Origin of the sequence: Priestia sp. FSL H7-0729, assembly GCF_038005685.1 — a bacterium.
Classification (GTDB): Bacteria; Bacillota; Bacilli; order Paenibacillales; family Paenibacillaceae; genus Paenibacillus.
In genome coordinates, this window is sequence record NZ_JBBOTQ010000008.1 from 80018 (window position 1) to 103224 (window position 23207).

The following is a 23207-nucleotide window of genomic DNA, read 5'->3' on the forward strand; positions in this document are numbered from 1 at the left end:
GAGGTATTATGAAATGAATTCGTTTATGTATGTTAATACACAGTATTAACCCAAAAAGAAGCAAATCTTCAAAATGGATTTTCACCACTTCAAAGATTCGCCTCCGTTACTTATTATACTCTGTGGAATACACGCTTATTGTGCCAGCTTAACGGTCTGTGCCATCCCATTCCTTTTTGAACTGCTCCACGAACTGCACCATATAATCATGACGCTGCTCCGCCAGCTCCTTGCCATAGGAGGTATTCATCAGATCCTTGAGCTTGAACAACTTCTCGTAAAAATGATTTATCGTTGTGCTGCGCCCATTGCGATATTCCTCACGGGTCATCTGCTCCCGTGGGGGAAGGGAAGGATCATACATCTCGCGCCCTCTGGCTCCTGAGAAGGTAAAGGTTCGCGCGATACCAATCGCACCCAGTGCATCCAGTCGATCCGCATCCTGTACAACCTGTGCTTCCAGCGAGCCGACTGCAGGACGCTGGCCTCCCGCATATGAGATGGTGCTAATAATACCCACAACCTTATTACGTATATCCGGGTCAAGCGGCTGGGTATCCAGCCAGTCATTCAGTTTGGCCATCCCGGCTTCCAAGCTCTCATTCAGCTTCTCATCCGGTACATCATGTAATAATGCGGCCAGTTCGCAGACAAATGGATCTGCACCCATGCGATGAGCAAGTTCGACTGCAAGTGCCGTTACCCGTTCGATGTGCGGCCAGTCATGACCATCACTATGCCTGGATGAGTCACCTTGAACAAACGATCGGGCGGCTCGTAGAACAGCCTCTCCTGTCGTTATTCCATCTAGCTCTGACATCTTAAGATTCCCCGCCTTCACGGGCCTGTTCACGAGGAATACGTCGCGCCACACCCGTTTTAACAGCTGCTTCAATCACGCGACGGCGCATCGATTTAACCACTTTATCATTGAACACACTCGGAATAATGTAATAACGTGTACGCTCTTCGTCCGTGATGGCCGAAGCAATCGCTTGAGCAGCTGCCAGCTTCATTTCTTCATTAATTTCGGTGGCTCGGCAGTCCAGAACTGCCCTGAAGATGCCCGGGAAACATAACACATTGTTGATCTGATTCGGATAATCGGATCGTCCTGTTGCCATTACCGCTACAATGTCTTCCACCAATGCAGGCATAATTTCAGGTACCGGGTTCGCCATCGCAAACACAATCGGATCTTCTGCCATGGTCTGCACATCTTCACGAGTTAACAGATTTCCACGGGACAGGCCAATGAATACATCAGCTCCACGAATGACATCACGCAATGAACCGGTTTCCAGTTCGGGATTGGTACGAGCTGCATAATCACTCCATACTTCATTCTCATAGGTCTGTGTCCGTACAATCGCACCCTCACGATCGACACCTATAAGCCGACGGGCTCCGGCAGACAATAATATGTTACTGCATGCTACACCTGCCGCACCGATACCACAGACCACGATTTTCACATCTTCAATGGACTTGCCCACCAGTTTGAGCGCATTGATTAGACCGGCATATAACACAACCGCTGTGCCATGCTGGTCATCATGAAATACCGGAATGTCCAATTCCTCATTCAGACGACGTTCAATTTCGAAACAACGCGGTGACGAGATATCCTCCAGATTAATGCCACCAAAGCCAGGTGATATCGCTTTCACAGTACGTATGATTTCCTCAGTATCCTGTGTATCCAGGCAGATTGGGAAAGCATCCACGCCTGCAAACTGTTTGAATAACATTGCTTTACCTTCCATGACGGGCATCGCTGCACGAGGACCAATATTACCAAGTCCCAGCACCGCACTGCCATCAGATATGACGGCCACGGTATTCCGTTTAATCGTCAGTGAGAAGGCTTTGCCGGGTTCTTCTGAAATGGCTGAACATACACGAGCCACATCCGGGGTGTACACACGTGATAGATCTTCCCGGTTCTGAATCGGGGTCTTTGGTGTTACTTCGATCTTACCGCCCAGATGAAGCAGGAACGTCCGATCCGATACGTTAATAATGGACACACCTTTAAGTTGGCGCACCCCTTCTATAATTTTACTGTTATCTTGCGCATCTGTAACGGCGACCGTCAAGTCGCGCACGCTTACATCCTGATTGGTGGAAATCACGTCGATGGCAATGATGTCTCCCCCAGCTTCCGAGATGGCCGAGGCCACTTCGCCAAACTTGATATCCTTAGTTGTCATTTCCAGTCGAATAATAATGCTGTTACCATCCAGATTTCTTTGATTCATTTCCATTCCTCCCAGACTGAAAGTCTTGAGTTACAAGTTACGTGTTTGTCTTCGATACGCGGACACGTTTATCCTTTATCTTGTCCAGAAAAAGTGGTTCAACAGCCAAATACATAAAATAAAAAAGATGCCCTGAACACCAATTTCAGGCGTTCAAGGCACTCTTTTTGCATCTTCACTCCGTTTATAAAGTAAGGATGAACCTATATTATTTCCGGGCAGCCGGTCTGCGCAGAACACAAATGTCATATGGCTTCAAACTGAGACTTGCTTCCACGGCATCACCACTGAGCAGATCGGTATAGGACTGTCCATCTAGTTCAATCAGCTTCTCATCTGGCGTGTAGTTCTGTACAAACACATAATCAGCCGTACCATCTGTACGCGTATGTGCCGTTGTTCCGGCAGGCAGCTCGGTTTCAAGTCCACGCTCAATGTTCAGGTCAGCGATTAGTTTCGCATAAAAATCATCATAGAATGGTGCTTTCAGACGTGTCGCTACATAATATGCTTTTCCTGAACCCAACTGGTTAACCGTCAATGCCGGACGTCCGGCATAAAAGTCAGAACGGTACGTAGCCAGGGACTTCGCGCCTTCCAGATGAATCAGATCACACAGTTCAATTGCATCATACGCTGTATTGAGCTGAAGCTCATTGCCCTTCTCCGGGATAATTCCGTTCAGATCACGATCATGCAATCCGTCAATTTCCTCGGACCAGATACCAAGTGTCTTACGAAGTGGGCCCGGGAATCCACCCAGGAAACACAGATCGTTTTCGTTAACAATACCAGACCAGTAAGTTGCTACAAACGTACCGCCCTGTTCTACAAACTTCTCAATGCGTTCCCCAACACCTTCACGTACCAGATAGAGCATTGGTGCAATCAGCAGCTTGTACTTGGACAGATCTGCCTCCATATCAATAACGTCTACAGCGACTCCCTTTTTCCAAAACGCTTCGTAATGCTCTTCCACCGTCTGCTCATACTTCACACCGATATTGCGCGGACCCTGCGAATCGTTAACGGCCCAGCGGTTTTCCCAATCGAAAATGATCGCAACTTCTGCCGGAACTGCTGTTCCGACAATCGCTTCCATGCCTTCAAGAGCCGTACCTACATCCGTCACATCCTGGAACACGCGAGTATGTTCCGTTCCAACATGGTCTACGACTGCGCCATGGAGCTTCTCACTGGACCCACGGCTCTTTCTCCACTGGAAGTACTGAACACTGTCTGAACCGTGTGCCACAGCTTGGAGAGAAGAGAGCAGATGCATGCCAGGTTTTTTCAGCTTGCTGACATCTTGCCAATTCGTCGAACTTGGCGTACTCTCCATCAGCAAGAACGGCTGACCACCTTTGATGGAACGAACGATGTCATGCATCATTGCAATTCGGGATGCCTGTTTTGCATCGTCATCTGCATCATGCCAAGTCGGATAACTGTCCCAGGAGAGGAAATCCAGAATGTCAGCGAACTTCCAATAGTTCAGACCACCATAGAATTCCATCAGGTTGGTTGTGACTGGCAGATCGGGATTCTGAGCTTTCAACGGTTTCGTTTCATGCACGATAAAATCAGCTGTCTGATCCGTAACAAAACGGCGCCAATCCAGATTCATCGCGTGTACCTGTGTCTCTCCATGTGGAGCCGGAGATTCCACTTGACTCCAATCTGTAACAGTATGGCTCCAGAATGTGGTCCACCACGAATGATTCAGTTCATCGAGTGTTTTATACTTCTTCTGAACCCAACCACGGAATGCTTCCTGACAATAATCACAATGACAGTCTCCGCCGAACTCATTCGAGATATGCCAGCCGATCACAGCCGGATGATCCGAATAACGCTCTGCCAGTCTTGTATTGATCGCAGTAACCTTCTCACGGTATACGGGGGAAGTATAACAGTGGTTGTGACGGAAGCCATGCAGATTGCGGACACGTTTCTCGGATACGCGGAGTACTTCCGGGTACTTCGCGGACATCCAGGCAGGTCTCGCACCACTTGGTGTGGCCAGGAAGGCATAGATGCCGTTTGCTGCAAAACGATCCAACACCTGATCCAGCCATTCAAACGTGTACACGCCCTCTTCCGGCTCAAGAGATACCCACGAGAAGATACCGATGGACATTACGTTACACTTGGCAAGCTTCATCAAGCGAATATCTTCTTCCAAAACTTCAGGATAATGGAGCCATTGCTCCGGGTTATAGTCTGCGCCATGCAACATGTGCGGGGCTTTGGAACTTACAGGTGGAAATTTGTATGTCATAAGGACAACTCCCTTGCTTTTGATTACAATTTTTATTAATACAACGAGATTCACGGCTCAAATTATCCAGCATCATCTGGCATTGACTTCATATTCTCATCAGATACAACCGATAACCTGTATGATATTACACGTAGGTCACGACATCCGATTCTTCTGTAGTAGCTAGCGCTGTAAACGATTCCAACTTGCGACCTTTAAAATCAAACATGGTGAGGTTGCCCCAGTTATTCGGATGTCCGACAGACCACTCTTCTTTACTTGGTATCCAGGCAGGTTCCCAATAATAGAATCCGTGCCCCAATCCACCCGGAACTTCACGGATAATCTGCAATAAATCTTTCAGATATTTGGTCTGTCCCTCTACGCTTGCAGGGTATCCTGGCAACAACAATTCTTCTTGATTCAGAATCCATTCAATGCCTTCCGGCTGCTCCAGCGTCCACGGATAAGCGGTTTCAACCACATTGATAGGTTTGCCATAACGCTCAGCCAGATCATGAAGATTGTCGCGTAATGCATCAAGTGTACCGTGCCACCAAGGATAATACGATAGACCAATGATATCGAACTCCACACCCAGTGCTTCAAAGCGATCGTAAAACTTACGGCTCTCGGCGTTATCTCCACCACGATCAATATGTATCATGATCTGAATATCCGGGTCAACGGATTTGACCGCAGCAATTCCGTACTTCACAAGGCCGGCAAAACGCTCCCACTGTTCATCCGTATCATGCTCTTCTCCACCGACACGCCCCTCATTCCATAACATGCCTGGCGTAATCTCGTTGCCGACCTGCACCATGTCTGGAAGCGCATCGTGTTCCTTCAACGTTCTGAGGACATCAGCCGTATACATGCATACCGCACGTTGAAGCTCTTCATAGGACAGATTCTCCCATGCTTTTGGCTTCCATTGATTGGCTGGGTCAGCCCAGCGATCAGAGTAATGGAAATCAAGCAAAAATTGCAATCCCTGTTTCTTGATCCGTTTGGCTATCTCCACCGTGCGCTCCAGATTACAGAATCCACCAACAGGATCATTCCAGATTCGAAGTCGAATCGCGTTAGTGTCATTGAACTTCAGGATGGACAGCAAGTCTTGTTCCTTGCCATCCACATCACTGTAACTCCCGCCATGCTGTTCAATTTCATCCATAAAAGACACATCCATTCCCAGAACGAATGTCTTTTCCGTCAAGTTGCTCACTGTATCAACCTCCATTAATTTGGGGTACAGGCTCAGCCTTTAACTGAGCCCAACGTCATACCTTTGACAAAGAAACGTTGCAGGAAAGGATACACAATCAAGATTGGTGCACTTCCAATGAAGATCTGAGCCGCTCTTACCGTCGTTTGAGAGAGAGATTCCATCTCTTTGGGATTCATGCTCATGCTACTCATGTCACGTCCGATAATAACGGTTTGCATAAAGGTAGCCAGTGGATAATCCTTGGCATTATTCATATACAGCAATCCATCAAACCAGGAATTCCAATGAAACACCATGCTGAACAATGCAATCGTTGCAATCGACGGCAAAGAGATCGGCAGGAAGATACTGAACAGTGTTCTGAAGTGGTTAGCACCGTCCATCAACGCCGCTTCCTCCAGCTCTTTCGGAATACCACGGAAGAAGTTCAGCATCAGGATGACCAGGAATGTATTAACCGCCCCTGGGAGTACAAGTACCCAGAAGGAATCCATCAACCCGATCTTCTGGATAACCATGTAGAATGGAACCAATCCTCCATTGAAAATCATGCTGAATACAAAAATCCAGGAGTAAATCGTTCTGCCTTTGAACTCACTATTTTCTTTGGACAACGGATACGCCGCCAGGAACGTAATCAGCAAAGTGATAGCTGTACCAATTACTGTACGTAACAGTGAGATCCAGAGGGAGTTCAAGAAAATTGGATTGTTCATCGTCTTTTTGTATGCCTCAAGTGAGAAACCTACGGGCCAGAGATTGACCAGATTCGCATCCGCAGCAGCCTTTGTACTAAAGGATACCGCCAGTACGTGAACCATCGGTATGATACACATGATGGCAACTAGAATCAGAAAGCAGGTATTGACTATATTAAACACGCGATAAGGCAATGATTTATGGTACATCGTGGTCCCTTCTTTCTCTGTTCATTCGATTAGAATATGCGGTATCCAGCGTATTTTTTGGCTAAGCTGTACGATACAAGAATCAAGATCATGCTAATGACCGATTTGAATAATCCGATCGCGGTTGCGAAGCCCATCTCACCGTTTTGCATCGCAGAACGATATACGAAGGTATCTATGATGTCACCCGTTTGATATACGAGCGGGTTATACAGGTTGAAAATCTGGTCAAATCCCGCATTCAGTACGTTACCAAGTGCCAGTGTTCCTACAACCATCAGCATCGGGACAAGCGAAGGAACTGTAATGTGCAGTGTCTGTTTCCAGCGCCCTGCTCCGTCAATCTCTGCTGCCTCGTATAATGCTGGATTAATTCCGGCAAGGGCAGCCAGAAAGACAATCATGTTATAGCCAAATTCCTTCCACACATCTGTCAGAATGACCGTAGAACGGAAGTAACTGTTATCCCCGAGGAAGAAGTATGGCCCAAGTCCGAAGGTCCCCAGAACCCGGTTAACCAAGCCGCCTGTTGACAAAAGATCTATCAGAATCCCGCCCAGAATGACCCAGGACAAGAAGTGAGGTAAATAGACAAGCGTCTGTATCGTTCGCTGTATCGCCATCTTGCGAACTTCATTCAAAAGAATGGCAAAGACAAATGGAACAAATAAGTTAAAGATCAGTTTAAGCACAGCAATGATCAATGTATTCCAGATAACTTGTAAGCTGTCTTCACGTTCAAACAAATATCTAAAGTTGTCCAGTCCGACCCATTCAGATCCGTTAATTCCAAGCCATGGCTTATAGTTCTGAAATGCCATAACAATCCCGCCCATAGGCACATAACTGAAGATGATCAGAAAGACGATCGCTGGCAGCAGCATTACGTGGAATGGCCAAGTACGTTTCAAAGTTCTCATGATTGCTCCCCCTGTATTTCTTCCTACTCAAGTACTCCCTGAGTGGCTTATAAAGCGATTATATCAACCTTTTACGGGGTCCAAACAGCACATAAAAGCAATATAAATGGCACAAATTCAACCACTTTGCTTCAGCTTGAATTAACATAAAAAAGCGCCCAGACGATATCGTCTGGGCGCTGCTTAAAACTATTTTTTCACACCGTCATACCACGCATTGACCTCTTGTGTGATTTGATCTCCACCACCGGATTTCCACGTTTGTACAAAAGTATCAAACGCATCAGCCGGATTTTTGCCATAGATAATTTCGTTAAATGCTTGATTCTCGATTTTATTCAAATAGTCCAACTTGGATTTCATCGTCTGTGTTGTTGGACCTGTGAACATGTTTTTGAAGGAAATTTCTTCTTGGCTCAGCAACACTTTCGCTGCTGCAGGAGTTTCTGGTCCATAGTTTACGGCCACGTCTTTTTCCAGCTTGCTTTCAGGCTCTTTGCCATCAGCCAAATTAAGCAACGCTTTCATCTGTGCATCTGGAATACGTGCACCATCACGAACTAACAGGTAACGTACGACATTGACATATCCGCCATCAATTTCGTCTGGCTTTTTCTGTTTTCCGTTCGCGTCCAGCTGGTAGTCATATCCGTCGAATAGACCGTTATCATACGGGCTACCCGGTGCAGGATCAGCATAATTGTCAAACAGGTAGTTCTGATACGTGAAGAACGCCTCAGGGTGTTCCATATCTGCTTTGATCAACGTAACACCGTTTACGAATTGTGTTCCATGACGCATTGCTTTACCTTCAGGACCCGTTGGAATTTCAATCGGTTTCCAAACGGCACCAGGCGAATTCTTCACTGTGTCAGTCAACGGCCATCCACTCATCCAGTAAGGACCTGGGATAATACCAGCGGTGCCTGCAACTGCTGGCTCTGCTGTTTTGTTCTCATCCCATAGCGCTGCTTCTTGCGGGATATACCCTTTTTTGAGCCATTCGCTCAATTTGACCAATCCTTGCTTCATGCCTGGATTGATGGAACCATACTCCAGCTTGCCATCCGCAGCCAGATTCCATTGGAACGGTAATGTTCCGTATGCTCCGAAAATCCAGGATGGGTCTCCCATCCATGTATTCATGGATGTTTTGAAACCAATGCTGAGCGGAGTGACTTTTTCAGGAGCCAATCCGTCCGGGTTATTGTTTTTGAATGCTTCCATAACGGTTTCCAGCTCATCGATTGTTTTTGGAGCTTCCAGCTTCAGCTTATCCAGCCAATCCTGACGAATCCAGAGCAAGTAATCATTGTTGTAGGCATAGTCCAGAACAGGGATACCCATTCTTTTACCATCACGGCTATATTGGTTCCATACGTTAGGATCTTGCTCCATTGCTTTTTTCCATGTGTCTGAAGCATATTTGTCGAACAGTGGACCAACTTCCTGATACATGCCGGAATCAATCAGATCCTGAGCAAGCAAGTTGTCACCCACCGTTACAATTTCAGGCATATCCTGACCAGAAGACATCGCCAGGCGAAGTTTGGTTGCAAATGCGCCATTCGTATCCGTTACAGACCAGAGCGAGCTAATGTTAATCCCGAATTGATCTTTGGCCCACTTGGTAGCCACGTTATTTTCCATGGATTCGCCATTTTTAAACTTCAACTCAGGGTCGATTCCCCATGCTGTTGTAATGGTTACTTCCGGATCATACTTTTCTTTGTATTCGTTTTGGGTTCCAGATGTACTTGGTGTTGCACTATTTCCGCTTCCACTGTCTCCTGAACATCCTGCAAGAACGACAGTTAGACTCAGCGTTGTAGCGAGAAGCGTCAAGAATCTCTTTTTCGTTGATTGCGCTCTCATGTTGTTCCCCCTTAAATCGTTTTGGTTACCCTTTCATTATAGGCTGACCAGGCCTTTGAGCCTATGATACGAAATCAAGATTTCTGCACCTTTGCCAACCTATATTCTGGAATGTTGTTGTAATTATGACTGATCCCGAAATTCATTGGGTGTCATACCATAATGTTTTTTGAACATTTTGCTGAAATACTGCGGATTTTGATAGCCAAGTTCACTCGTAATCTCGTATATTTTTTTGTTGCTATTCTTAAGCAGATACAGCGCACGCTCCATGCGCATACGAATCATGTAGTCCCCAAGACCTTCCCCTGTCTCTGCCTTGTAAATTTTTGATAGATATACGGGATGCAAATACACCTTGTCGGCGATCATCTTCACCGACAGATCCTGTCCGGTGTCTCTTGTCACCAGTTCCTGAACCTGCTTGATCACATGTCTGCGGCTCTGCACACCTTCCTGATCCGACAATTCCTCCTGCAGCTTGGACAGCATCTCGGTTGCCCAGCGTCGCAGCTTCTCAGGGGATTGAATCAACTGATGAGCGAGAAGCAGGTCGAATCCCGCATGATCAATCTCATGTACCAGATGCCCCTGTTTATGGGCTATATACATGAATGCATTGGTTACGGACAGATACATCTCATACACATGTTCTCTGGACAATCGTACCTGTTCTGCCGCATCAAAGACCATGTTCAGCTTACGCGCCGCCGCTTCCCATTGCTTGGTCTCAAGCAGTTGCGGAAGCACAGGCGGTTTATACAGCTCTTCAAGCGCCTGCGTCGCATCATTCTCCGGTCTTTTGCCGAGTGCCTGATCCATGTTCATATATATAATCTTGTGTTCTTCCGGTCCTGAAAGGACAAGGGAACCCAGACTTTTTCGATAAGCCGCTGTCAATTCATTAAAGGGAAATGACGGTGTAACGACCATGGACAGATCTCCCTGTAAATATCGAATGACATGCTCACGGAAAGTTTCAGCTGAGGTTCTGAACGTCTCCAAGTCCATCTGCGAAGCTTCGATCTGTCCCTGATTCTGTAAAAACATGACCAAACACTCATGAGGTCCGCGACCGAACCATACATTAAATTGCTCTCCAAGCACTTCCTCTGCGATATTACCTACCGCAAAATCCATCAGATCCAGAGACTGCTGGTCCATTGATGAGAAGCGTCCTGTCAGGCGAATAAGCATCATGACAACGGATTGTTCCGGATCAATATGAATCTCATATTGTTGCAGTTGTTCCCGAAGTGCCCGCGCCGTGATCTCACGACCCAGCAGCAGATCATGCATCAGATTTTCCCGTAAAATCTTATAGTCAGACTTTCGACTGTATAAGAGTCGGTGATATTTGTCGAATTCATCCCACTCATCACGAAGAGATGTGATGGCTGCCGACACGGAACTCATAAATTCATCATCGTTTACAGGTTTCAGGATATAATCTGCTGCCTGCAATTGAATGGCTTTCTTCGCATAAGTAAAATCGCTGTGACCCGTCAGCAAGATACAGCGAATATGGGACCAACGCTTGCTTACCTCTGCAATCAGATCCAGTCCCGACATACCAGGCATGCGAATATCGGTTACCACGATATCTACTGCATTTTCCTCCATAATCTCCAGCGCTTCTTTACCGGAAGCGGCACGAAGTACAGTGGTTACTCCAAGCTCTCCCCAGGGGATTGTAAGTTCCAGACTTTCTGTTACATACGTTTCGTCATCTACTAGCAGTATATCTATCAAGCAAGTCACTCCCTATCTCGTTCGTTATGCACTACATTCAATGTCCCACCATGCTCTCACATGTTATCGATGTTATCTTGGCTATCGGGGAGAAACTCTCTCTCAGCAGGCCACGACAGTGTAACCCGTAATCCACCAAATTCCGATTCCGTTATATCAAGCCCTGCCTGCTCCCCATATCGAAGCTGTAGTCTCTGATTCACATTCCACAGGCCACAGCCCATCTCCTGATCCATCGTTCCCCTGAGTTTAATCAGAAGTGCCTCACGTGCCTCCTGTGTCATGCCTTGCCCATCATCTTCAACGACAAGAACCATGACACCACCCTGTTTTTCTCCAGACACTCTTATTTCTCCAGCTTCCGCATCCGCTTCAATACCATGAATCACCGCATTCTCCACCAGTGGCTGCACAATCAGCGGCGGTACTTCCTGTCTCAGCATCTCTTCGGACAGATCAAGCTTGTAATGAATCCGGTCCATACGCATTCGTTGGATCTCCAGATAACAACTGACAAATTCAATCTCTTCTGTCAACGGTACCACGTCCCGCTCCTGTCTTGTCGTATACCGATAATATCGGGAGAGGTTATGCGACATCGCTACAACGGCGTCCATACGCTTCAGCTTCGCCATACTCGTAATGAAGGAGAAACAATTATAGAAGAAGTGCGGGTTAATCTGCGATTGCAGCTGCTTCAACCGGGCTTCACGCACATGAATCTGTTCCAGGTAAACGTGTTCAAATAACTGCTGAATCTGCTCCACCATCAAGTTAAAACGTTCCGAAAGGAAACTGAATTCATTGCGGCCCTTTGGCTTGATCCTCACTGAATAATCTTCCTGCTTCAACCGCTGGAACCCGCGAATGAGTTGTTTCACTGGTACCTGCACCTGAACATAGAACAAATACGCCACACCAAAACTCATTAACACCAAACAAATCATGGAAGAATAGAACAGCATATTTGATTGATGAATGGGCTTCAGAATATCTGATAGCGGCATATAGTCCACCAAATACCAGCCTGTTGTACTGGATTTCACCGTGTTGACCATGTAAGGCTCGTTCCCGATCACCACGGTACGATTATCAACGTCCTGAAGTTTATGAATGGACAGTTCTTCCATCAACTGATTCGTTAATGAACGATCTGAAGTCCGGTTATAGATAACTCCCGATTCTTCACGGAAATAGAAGGGGTCATGCCTGCCATCGTCCTTGAATTTGTCCAGCATATCCCGAATGTTATCGCTATCAAACTCCAGTTTAATAATCGTTTCCGCATTATTAGCCGGGTCTTTAATACCGTATGGGGATACCGTAATCCAGCTAAACATGAACCGATCATCTTCCCCATCCTGAATTTTGCGTACATCCCAGCCGGAAATGATATTTTCCCTTAGCGCTTCTTTATCGTAAGAACGTGCGTCCCTTTCGGAAACCACCCTGCCCAGCGAAGGAGAATACAGATATAATTTCGTGGCCCAATTAGATGAGCTTTCCTGAATACTCAGCTTATTCTGGATACGTTTGACCAGGTTGATCGTATCCAGATCAAAGTAGTTACTGTCCGCATAGATTCGCCGGAAGCTGCCAATATCAGGATCATGTATGAGCAGATTCGGCCATGAGGATAACAGTTCGATGTGTGTGTTCACTTGATTTTGGAAAAATTCAAGCTGGTTACTATTCGATCGATTCAACTCATCTCTGAGAACAGCTGTTGTTTTGTGATTGGAGTACCAGTACAAAAGCACTACAGGAATCAGCATAATCAGAATAAGAATGACCATTTTGGAAAACAGGTTTGTCCGATATGACATCTTTTCATCTCACCTTGTCTTAATTTGTCGTGACATTAATTTTAATGATGTAAGCGCTAAAGACAAACTATTTTTTTTGAGACAAACCGATTCATTATCTAGCGTAAGCGTTACCAATTCAAGGGGGAAGGAGATAAAACCAATATTTCAGCACTAATTGCAACTTCCACGCACAAAAAGAGCCAGCCATTAGCCAGCTCTCGATCTGATTTTAATTTATCTCTTTGAACGCTCTATTTAGATTAACCTTATTCCACTTCTGTTTATGTAATTCTTTATTTCTATAAAAATAACAACTATGGCATATCGTAATCAAATACCGTATTCGCTCCATCCACGCCTACATCCAGTACAATATCCTTAAGTTTCCCACTGACGTACAGTGGGGATTCTGCTTTCCCATAAAAATCCAATTCACCTGTAAACGTTCCATGGGGTTCGATCTCAACATGTACTGGCCCTAATTGGACAGACCGCAAGGCTTCCAATAACGGATCGTCCTTGAACTTATAACTGCGTGCGAGATCAGGCAATAACAGAGCAGATACGGGATCTCTGCCGTAATTTTTGAGTTTCAGCTCACAGGTTGCTCGGGTCTCCCCCGTCTTCAACACGTTAAAGGTACAAGAGCTTGCGTTCTGTACATAGGATACTGCATCTATGCCTTTAGCTCCCCAATTGGCTATATACATGAATTTATCCGTCATGTACGAGTAGCTGAGAACAAGAGCGAGAACGACAATCCACAACCCTTTTGCAAGTCCCGGAAACGACCGACCAATCTCTTTGCGAGTAAGATAAAAGCCACAGGCGAAGATCCCCAATCCGAGGAAAAGTGTGATATGTACACCACTTAAGTAAGATGTAGTATACGGTGATATACCTATTGCTGACAGCATTGTATCTCCAACCGAAAAACCAAGATGATGGTTAAATGTAAAGATGATAGCAAATAGCAATAAAGCCCCTGAGAACACAAGTCTGGTCCTCGACACACGAACACCCCCTAATCAACCACCTGATTATATCATATTTTTCCTAATTATGATTAAAAATCCAAATCAAAAAAATAACAATAAAAAGAACGCCTTCGGTTGTTCACCGAAAACGTCCTCCATATTTGCCACCGACAAGAGCTTGTAGATCACAAGTCCCTCTATGATAGCTAATGATTATTTACTTTTGGCAAGGAATGCATCCAGTTGTTCCTGCTTGGCTGCAATAATTTTATCAATTCCCGCTGCTTTCAGTTTCTCCAGATATTTCGGAATCATCTCATTCGGATCAACCGCGCCCGATGTCATGCCCGGCTTGAACTGTTTGTTCACGTTGTTGACCGCAGCAATTTCATTTTTGACAGATTGGCTGTTGAACGTAAAGCCCAGTGCTGGGGACTTCACACCTTTGGCGTTAAATTCTTTGAACTTCTCCCACTTCTGCGGGTCTTCATTATCCCAGAGGAAGTTCAGGAACTGGTTACCAAGCTGCCACTGGGCACCTGGGTTGTAGGTACGACTGTTGGCATCAACGCCCTCAGGAAGAGTAATGATATTATCCTGTCCGTCTTTTTTCACATAATGAGTGCCTTCAATTCCGAAGTTCAGCAAGTTGTTAATTTCCTTGTCAGAATGCAGCAGGTTAATGACCTGCATCGCTTTCTCCGGTTGCTCGGAAGAACGGGAGATCGCAAGCATCGCTCCAGATGCATCACCTGTCGTGATCGTCGGCTGTGTCATCTCAATCTGAGTCAGTGGGAAACCCACATACCCTTCTTCTTCTTTATCCTTGCCTGGCTTCATGCCATCGGTCCAGAGAAACGCTTTTCCAGCCTTCGCCTGGTCTTTCGGGAACACATTGGACGTAGCAGCATCACTGTTGATATATCCTGCTTGATACCACTTGCGGGCGAGTTCAGCAGCTTCTTTGAATTCAGGAGTCTCCACTTCATTCAGCACCGTTGTTCCGCCTGCTGTTTTGGAGATCACTCCAGGTACGGAAGCGTCACCGAGATAATCCCAATCCAGATTCTCCAATAGCCCGTTACCATTGGTGTTGGACATATAGAATGGAGTAATGCCTGGCTCGTTTTCCTTGATTGTTTTGAGAAGTGGCTCCAGATCAGCCCAAGTCTTTACAGCTGTCAGGTCCAGCTTATACTTGTCGGCCAGGTCTTTACGTACCAACACACCACGTGTCGCAGCAAGTTCCTTATTCGTAGGAACACCGTAATTCACGCCGTCCACCTGGGAACCTTCCAGAAAGGCAGGATCCAGGTTTTTCTTGATATCCTGACCATGTGCATCAAGCAGATCATTCAATGGCAAGAATGCACCTTTAGCTACATTCACCGTGTAGTTCTGCCAAGCTGCTGTGAAGATAATATCTGATTTTTCACCCGAGGAGATCATGAGATTCAACTTGTTATCCCACTGTCCCCAGTCAATCGCATTGATCTTAAGTGTTGCCCCGATCTTCGGTTCCATCTTTTTGTTAATCTCGGCCTCCACCAGAGCGACATCCTTCTGTGGTGTCCCTGGATAGAACAGTGTCACTTCATAGGGTTTGCCCCCACCTTCACTTGCTCCTCCGCCTTCTGCGCCAGGTGTTGTTGTTGTTCCACCTTTGTCTGATGAGCAAGCTGCCAGCACCAGGCTCAGCGCCATAACCGTTGCCATCATGCGTGACCATACCTTTAATGATCTTACCAATTGAACCCCTCCTGTCATGTGTTGAACCCTACAACCGATTTCCCCAATTCACAATTAAACCTATAGCTACTTCTGTATATGCCCTTTCAGTCCATCTTCATTTCCCTTTCCCTCTCTGCTAACCGGTTCAGAGTTATCCCTTCACAGCGCCAACCGTAAGACCTTTGATGAAATAACGCTGGAAAAACGGATATGCCAGTACGATTGGACCAATACCGACTACAGCCATCGCCATTTGCAGAGTTTTGTTAGGCAGATTCAACAATCCACCCTGCGACGAAATCTGTGAAGAGACGTTGGAGTTGGTTGTTAAATATTGAATATCGAGCAGCGTCCGGTACATAAGGTACTGAAGGCTGATCGTCCGGTTATCTGATATAAAAATCATGCTAAGGTACCAATCATTCCAGTAATTCAATGTACTGAACAACGCGACGGTTGCCATTACGGGAAGAGAGAGCGGAAGTACGATACGTGCAAACGTTCTCAATTCTCCCGCACCATCAATCCGAGCCGATTCCAGAATGGAGACCGGGATGGAGTTCGCGAAGAATGTACGCATAACCAGTACAAAGAATGGGGATAGCAGTAGTGGCAGAATGAGTGCCAGTATGGAGTTTTTCAGATCCAATACGTTGACATAGACCAGATACCAAGGTACCAGACCTCCATTGAACAACATCGTGAAGAAGATGAAGAAGGCGAACCAACCCCGGTAAGGCAGATCTCTTCGCGAGAGCGGATATGCATACAGTGCGGTCAGCGCAACACTGGTAATGGTACCTACGACAGTAACGATGAAGGAGATACCATACGAGTGAAGGATCTGATCCATATCTCTGAACAGAAACTCATAAGCCGTCAGGCTGAACTTCTCTGGAATAAGTTTATATCCATTGGCAATTACAGTTGTCTCGTCCGAAAATGAGATGGCAAAGACAAGCAGGATCGGCACGATACAGGCAATGGCGTAGAATAGAAACATCGCATGAATAACGGATGCGGAACGCTTCGATACGGCTAGTGGATCATGTGATTTCACAGCTGACTTGCCCCCTCTCAAAATAATGCATTATCTTTATCTATTCGCCTTACGATAGTGTTGGATACAAGAACCAGCACAAATCCGACGATGGCTTGATATAGACCGGCTGCTGATGACATTCCTATATCTCCACCGATAAGGAACGTACGATATACATAGGTATCCAGTACATTTGTTACAGGGAACAGCGCTCCGGATTCCAATGGAACCTGGTAGAACAGGCTGAAGTCTGCGTAGAATATACGGCCAATCTGCAATAACGTCATAATGACGATCAGTGGTATGAGGAACGGAATGGTGATGAAGCGGATCTGATGCCATTTGGTTGCTCCATCAAGCACAGCTGCTTCATAATATTCTTCATCGATACCCACAACAGCTGCCAGATAGATGACGGCGTAGTATCCAATATTCTTCCATGTGTTCACCAGTGGCAAAATATACGGCCAATACTTCGGCTCTGAATACCAGTCGATCGGCTGACCGCCGAACATCTGCAGAATCGTTGAGTTCATGAATCCTGAATCCTTGCCCAGGAAAGCCAGCACCAGATAACTGACTACAATCATAGACAGGAAATATGGCAATAGCATAAGTGATTGATATAACTTCGACATTGCCTTGTTCTTCACTTCATTGAGCAGAATAGCGAGCCCAACACCGACTAAGAGATTAAGTGCAATAAACACGGTGTTATACGCGAGTGTATTTCGGGTAATTTCCCAAGCATCACTGGTTGAGAACAAATATTTGAAATTGTCCCATCCACTCCACGGGCTCCCCCAAATACCATCAGCATAGTTTACATTTTTGAATGCGATCAGAACGCCGAACATCGGCATATAGTTGTTCACCAGCAGAAACAGGACCCCTGGCAAGAACATGAGATACAGCACCTTGAATTTGCCAAGATTGTGCCACACAGACTTGCGCTTTCGGACTGATCCTTCCGGTATTTCCGATATCCGTACTCCCTTACCCGCCTGGGGTTGTGTCTTCATAACGTGTTCTCCCTCACTCCTCTTGAATTCTTCCTCAGGATGAAGCTCCGTTGCGGCTCCTGTGGTTCAAGTATACGGCGGGGCGGGTAAGACCTCTATCTGCTGTGGTGACCTGTTGACTTATCAAATTATGACATCCGAAAAAAAAGCAAAAGACGCAGCATGCTGCGCCCTGAACTATACGGTACGTGACTGTTTACGAAACTCCTGTGGCGTTATGCCCGTGCACTTTTTGAACATTTTGGTGAAATGCGAGTAATTATAATACCCTACCTTGCCAGCGATATCCGTCACTTTGACGGTGGACTGGGACAGCAGCGTCTTCGCTTTAGCTACTCTGCCCTGCAGGATGAACTCCGATAGGGACATCCCCTTTTCTTTCCGAAACAGACGGGATAGATAAGCGGGATTGAATCCGGCAAAAGCTGCAAGTTCCTCTCGCATAAGTTCTTCACCAATATGAGTTTCAATATAAACACATAACTGATCCACAATGGTCATGGGACTATGATCGTCCGGGTACAACACCGGGATAACACGATCAATCAGATCCGACGTCCACTGCTTCAACTGTGGTAGCGATCTCGTCACAACACTCTCTTCCGGCTCCCGTTCACCCGGATAAAGGCTGCGTATGGACACGTTTTTCTGATGCAGCAGCGGGTAGACCACATGCAGCATGGCATGATAGTAGAGATGCAGCATTTCGGGAGACAATCCCTCCTGGGCAGCAAGCAATTCAAAAATCTCATCCACACGTTCTCGCAAGTCCCCTACTTTACCCGTCTCAAACAGGATGGATAACTCCGAGAACCAAGGAATAGGCAAAAAGCGATCTTCCTGAACTCTGCCTTGCTCATCATAGACAAAAACTTCTTCAAGCTCCTTAATATTGCGCCGCTCCATATCCATGAGTTCATTCAACATGCCTTGCAGCTCCGTTACAGCAACCGGAGCACCCACATAACAGGACAACCGGCAATAGAAATACGTACCACATTTCCGAATATAATCCTGACAGCGTTGTGCCACTTCACTAACACTCGGTATGATTCCGTCTTGCTCGTAAGCAAGAACAATATTTAATCCACCATGATCCTGAAACACTTCACCCGGTTTGTCGCCAAGCAACATTTCCCTGGCTGCATTACGAAGGGCATACTCTAATACCTCTTCATCTCGCAAATCAAATTCACGCACCCACTCTTCTACCGAGATCACTACAGGTAATACACGGGCCTGCGGATCAATCTCGGCACCATATAATTCTGCGAGCTCTTGCAGTCGTTGCTTAGTTAACGTGATACGCTGAGAGATGGCATCTTTCCAGAAACGTTCTGTCAGTATCGGTTTATGCGTTTTCCAGCGTTTGTATACGGTCTCATAAACTTCGTTGGTACGGGTGCGCTGCTCTCCATCCTTGATTTTCTCCACCGCCTGGCTTACCACCTTGATCAACTGATCGGCCGGAGCAGGCTTTAGTACATAATCAAAGCTGTTAAGCTTAATTGCCGTCTGGGCATAATCGAACAACGCATGCCCCGTCAGGAAAATGGTCAGCATGCCTGGATCATGTTTCAGTACCCAGCTCTGCAGATCAAGTCCGGTTTCGCCAGGCATCTCAATATCACAGATCATAATATCGATGGAACTTGCCTTCAGAACTTTTCTTGCCTCTTCTGCATCACAAGCACTGAATACCTGGTCGACACCAGCTGCCTGCCAGTCTACTCCTTCCACCATCGCTTGTAATGCATATACTTCATCATCCACGATCAACAGGTTACGCATGGGCTCCCCCTTCTTCCTCTTCGGTCTGAGCGGGTAAATCAATGATGACTTTGGCGCCATGATCCGCCTCATTTCCAAACTGCAAACTGGCTTGATCACCATACTTCACTAGAAGCCGATGAGCCACGTTCCATATACCGATATGCTGTCCACTCGGGTCTTCAGCGTATTGTCCATGTTGCAGACGCTCCAACAATTCCTCATCAAATCCAACACCATTATCGATAATCATCAGTTGAAGCACCGTTCCATCGACATGAACGGATGATGTCTCTTCAAGGCGCGCCACGATCCGAATGACAAAGGCGTGCGTCCGGCGCTGAAATCCATGGATAATGGCATTCTCGACAAAGGGCTGAATGGTTAATGGAGGAATTACATAATGTCCCAAATTCGGTTCGACATCCAGTTCAAAATCGAATCTGCTTGGAAACCTCAGCTTTTGAATTTCTAAGTAATGACGAATGTGCTCCAGCTCTTCATCCAGATGAATAACACGTTTACCTGCACGCAGACTGAATCGAAAATAATCGGCCAGATGACCAGCCATCTGCTGCACCAACTCATGCTTTTGCAAAGAAGCCAGACTATGAATAATATTGAGTGAATTCAGGTAAAAGTGAGGATTGATCTGCATCTGTAATTGTTTAAACTCAGCCTCCCGCGTCCTCAACTGTTCCTCATACACATCAATCTTCAGATGCCTGATCTCACTGGTCATTTGATTAAAACTTCGTGTCATGAATTCGAGTTCCGAAGAAGAGGGCGGGTCCAGCTTCACATCAAGATCTCCACGACTCACCCTTCTCATGCCTCGGATCAATGCATTCATCGGGCGGAATAACAGATGCCGCAAAAAGATCAGTGCAGTAACCAGAATTACTGCCGCACCAATGGGAAGTAAACGAATGATCTGCTGGAAGAACGGGAGGTTACGCATCATGTCTTCCTCAGGCAGCAGCACAATATAATTCATCCGGGACATGGCCGAGGCAATACCCAACATCAGATATTGACGTGCTTCTCCCTTGTTCACCACTTCAGAGATAACCTGATAGGGATTCTCCAGGCCGGGAAGATGCGCTGCAGCCAGCTGAATCTGTGCCGTATTCAATGTGGAATCTGATAATGCCCCGCCGTCCGCTCCAACAATAACTGCGCCTCCCCGATCTCCGGATTCAGTGAATTGTTGTGTATGGTTCAGTGCGTTCATATCGACAAGGGCACCTGCATAGAACTGCTGGTTGATTCGCACCGTTTTCACGAGCGCATTCCACGTTCCTCCACGTACAATGCTCCATTCCGGCTTCTGGATGTCCCCTTCCAATTGCTGCATCTGGACTGGCATGCTCTCCTGCACAACCGACTTTTTGACATCATAATTGCCTGAAGTGGCGAGCAGCAGATCATCATTCACGGCATCATATAGAAAAAAGGAATCAATCAGATTATAGAAACCAATATCTGTCATGAATTTGTTCATAATCCGTTGCTTGGCAATGATATAATCGCCGCTGCCGTATTCCAGAAAAAAGAGAGAGATAATATCCGGGTCCCTTTCGCCCAGACTATATAAATACCGATTCGTCTCCTGTAATACTCGTTCGTTCTGCTCTACACTCTTGGCGAGATGATTCATATTGGTGAGGGATACCTTGTCACGTACGACTTTCATGGCGTAGACATTGTTGTAATATAGCAGCATGAACAATGGTAGCATGATCAATGTAAGACCCACAATAAATTTAAAACGGAGTGAACGGATCATACTCATGGATTATGGATTCCCGCCCTTTTAGAGGTGGTTCAAAAAAATAAAAACCATACTTTTTGAACACACACTTTTTAGTTCACATCGTTTTTCTATTTTCTTCCTTATGATGGCATGTTTATTGTAATCACCCCTGCTTGCCATTGTCTATGGGGCCACGTGACCTTCATATATCAATTCTGGTGACTTTCATCCGCTCCAAGTTTGGATAACGCGCTTCATATTGTAATAAATTCTCCAGTTGTAAAAAAAATCCTTCATTTATAGCTCAGAAGCTTCTCCCTGAAAATAAATGCTGCGGCAAGCCCCGGACTCCACGAACGCCCGATCTTGACATGCATACGATATATCACTCCTAGGGATTTGTCACCAGGATGTAGGGAGGCCTGTTCGATGAATATTCAACTCACTGCGTTGCACTATGTCTATATGGCATATATCGTCTTGATCATCGCCGTAATGATTCGGCGCAGGGACACCACGATCATCTGTGTCGCGGGTATTATGACCATTGGACTTCTGGCAACGGAAACCTTAAGTGGCTCAGTTGCCGGCATCTTCAGCAGTTTTATCTATGCAACGAAAGAATTGCTAAGTACGATCTTTATCATCTCGATTATTGTGGCAATGAGCCGTGTTCTAATCAGAACTGGCATTAATGAGGTCATGGTGACACCCGTCACCCGATTTATCCGTTCTCCTCAAGTCGCATATTGGGGGATCGGATTGATTATGATGGTCGTATCGCTCTTTTTCTGGCCATCTCCGGCCGTAGCACTGGTTGGTGCTGTACTTCTTCCTGTCGCGGTGCGAGTGGGACTTCCTCCGATTGGAGCTGCCATTGCCATGAACCTGTTCGGACATGGGATTGCACTGTCAGGGGATTACATTATTCAAGGGGCTCCCAAACTTACGGCTGATGCAGCTGGTCTCCCCGTTACTTCCGTCATGACGGCAAGCATTCCTTTAGTTATTGTCATGGGAACCGTATCTACCCTTACAGCCTTCTGGATGCTGCGCAAAGAGATGAGATCAGGCTCACCTGTTCACTCCCCAGATGCCATATCAGGTACCGTGAGTACGGAACCTTCTTCCTCATCTGAGACTGTGCCCACCACCACCCTACCCGCTAATCAGCCTGCTCAACGTCAAGTGATGTCACCCCGTCTGCAAAAAGGTTTCGCACTGCTTATTCCTCTGTTATTCGCAGTTGATGTGGTTCTGATGTTTGTATTAAAGTTGCAAGGCGGCGACGCAACTGCTCTGATTGGCGGAACCGCTGTGGTCATACTGATTGCTGTTACCCTTGCCGCACATCGTCAGGCCGGACCAGAGAAAACGACCCATTATTTAATAGAAGGATTTCAGTTCGGTTTCAAGGTGTTTGGACCGGTTATTCCCATAGCCGCGTTTTTTTACTTAGGAGATGCTGCCATTACGGAGTTGTTCATCAACCCTCTTCCTGAAGGTTCACATGGGATTGTGAATGATCTTGGGGTCGCACTCGCTGGACTGGTGCCCTTGAATGATACGGTGAGCGCAATTACAATGACGGTGACCGGAGCAGTGACCGGAATGGATGGTTCGGGGTTCTCGGGGATATCCTTGGTTGGCTCGATTGCGTCCATGTTCGCAGGTTCGACAGATTCCGCCCCTGTACTGACAGCACTAGGTCAGGTCGCAGCCATATGGGTAGGTGGTGGAACCTTGATTCCATGGGCATTGATCCCTGCTGCTGCAATCTGCGGAGTCAGCCCTTTTGAACTTGCAAGACGCAACCTGAAGCCAGTCGTGCTGGGACTCACAGTAACGACGATTGTAGCTATCTTTCTGATCTGAGCAAAGGTTATTA

16 protein-coding genes are annotated in these 23207 nt (G+C 46.4%); 1 reads left to right on the forward strand and 15 read right to left on the reverse strand.

Annotation, left to right across the window (positions count from 1 at the left end; translation table 11 throughout):
- Positions 1-148 precede the first annotated feature (148 nt).
- The 15 genes from MHH93_RS18400 to MHH93_RS18470 all read right to left on the reverse strand — a co-directional run bounded on the left by MHH93_RS18400 (position 149) and on the right by MHH93_RS18470 (position 21358).
- Complete coding sequence (locus MHH93_RS18400; RefSeq protein ID WP_500055193.1) at positions 149-820, reverse strand: HD domain-containing protein; 672 nt, start codon at positions 818-820, stop codon at positions 149-151.
- A gap of 1 nt (position 821) precedes the next feature.
- Positions 822-2261: an NAD-dependent malic enzyme gene (locus MHH93_RS18405; RefSeq protein ID WP_500055194.1), complete on the reverse strand. Its 1440-nt coding sequence runs from the start codon at positions 2259-2261 to the stop codon at positions 822-824.
- A gap of 208 nt (positions 2262-2469) precedes the next feature.
- Positions 2470-4542, reverse strand: coding sequence for a beta-galactosidase (locus tag MHH93_RS18410; protein WP_500055195.1), 2073 nt, complete (start codon positions 4540-4542; stop codon positions 2470-2472).
- Between the two features lie 127 nt (positions 4543-4669).
- Positions 4670-5755 (reverse strand): glycoside hydrolase family 53 protein, encoded by a 1086-nt coding sequence (locus MHH93_RS18415; RefSeq protein ID WP_500055196.1) that lies wholly within the window; start codon positions 5753-5755, stop codon positions 4670-4672.
- A 32-nt stretch (positions 5756-5787) separates the two neighbouring features.
- Positions 5788-6666, reverse strand: coding sequence for a carbohydrate ABC transporter permease (locus MHH93_RS18420; RefSeq protein ID WP_440388161.1), 879 nt, complete (start codon positions 6664-6666; stop codon positions 5788-5790).
- Between the two features lie 29 nt (positions 6667-6695).
- Positions 6696-7586, reverse strand: coding sequence for an ABC transporter permease (locus MHH93_RS18425; RefSeq protein WP_500055197.1), 891 nt, complete (start codon positions 7584-7586; stop codon positions 6696-6698).
- A gap of 189 nt (positions 7587-7775) precedes the next feature.
- A complete protein-coding gene (locus MHH93_RS18430) occupies positions 7776-9461 on the reverse strand; it encodes a type 2 periplasmic-binding domain-containing protein (protein ID WP_500055198.1) in 1686 nt (561 codons plus the stop codon).
- Between the two features lie 123 nt (positions 9462-9584).
- Positions 9585-11213: a response regulator gene (locus tag MHH93_RS18435; protein ID WP_500055199.1), complete on the reverse strand. Its 1629-nt coding sequence runs from the start codon at positions 11211-11213 to the stop codon at positions 9585-9587.
- A 56-nt stretch (positions 11214-11269) separates the two neighbouring features.
- Positions 11270-13039, reverse strand: a complete 1770-nt coding sequence (locus MHH93_RS18440) for a sensor histidine kinase (protein WP_500055200.1) — start codon at positions 13037-13039, stop codon at positions 11270-11272.
- 296 nt (positions 13040-13335) lie between these two features.
- Positions 13336-14034, reverse strand: coding sequence for a hypothetical protein (locus MHH93_RS18445; RefSeq protein WP_500055201.1), 699 nt, complete (start codon positions 14032-14034; stop codon positions 13336-13338).
- Positions 14035-14211: 177 nt separating this feature from the next.
- A complete protein-coding gene (locus MHH93_RS18450) occupies positions 14212-15747 on the reverse strand; it encodes an ABC transporter substrate-binding protein (RefSeq protein WP_500055202.1) in 1536 nt (511 codons plus the stop codon).
- Between the two features lie 133 nt (positions 15748-15880).
- Positions 15881-16789, reverse strand: a complete 909-nt coding sequence (locus MHH93_RS18455) for a carbohydrate ABC transporter permease (protein WP_440388153.1) — start codon at positions 16787-16789, stop codon at positions 15881-15883.
- A 17-nt stretch (positions 16790-16806) separates the two neighbouring features.
- Entirely contained in the window at positions 16807-17793 is a 987-nt protein-coding gene (locus tag MHH93_RS18460; protein WP_500055203.1) for an ABC transporter permease, read from the reverse strand.
- 177 nt (positions 17794-17970) lie between these two features.
- On the reverse strand, positions 17971-19584 hold the full coding sequence (locus MHH93_RS18465) for a response regulator transcription factor (RefSeq protein WP_500055204.1): 1614 nt from the start codon (positions 19582-19584) through the stop codon (positions 17971-17973).
- Positions 19577-21358 carry a sensor histidine kinase gene (locus MHH93_RS18470; RefSeq protein WP_500055205.1) on the reverse strand — a complete coding sequence of 594 codons (1782 nt, stop codon included), beginning with the start codon at positions 21356-21358 and terminating at the stop codon, positions 19577-19579. Before MHH93_RS18470 ends, MHH93_RS18465 begins: the two co-directional genes overlap by 8 nt.
- Positions 21359-21748: 390 nt before the next feature.
- On the opposite strand from MHH93_RS18470, the gene MHH93_RS18475 reads away from it, so the two are divergent.
- Positions 21749-23194 (forward strand): hypothetical protein, encoded by a 1446-nt coding sequence (locus MHH93_RS18475; protein WP_500055207.1) that lies wholly within the window; start codon positions 21749-21751, stop codon positions 23192-23194.
- Positions 23195-23207 lie beyond the last annotated feature (13 nt).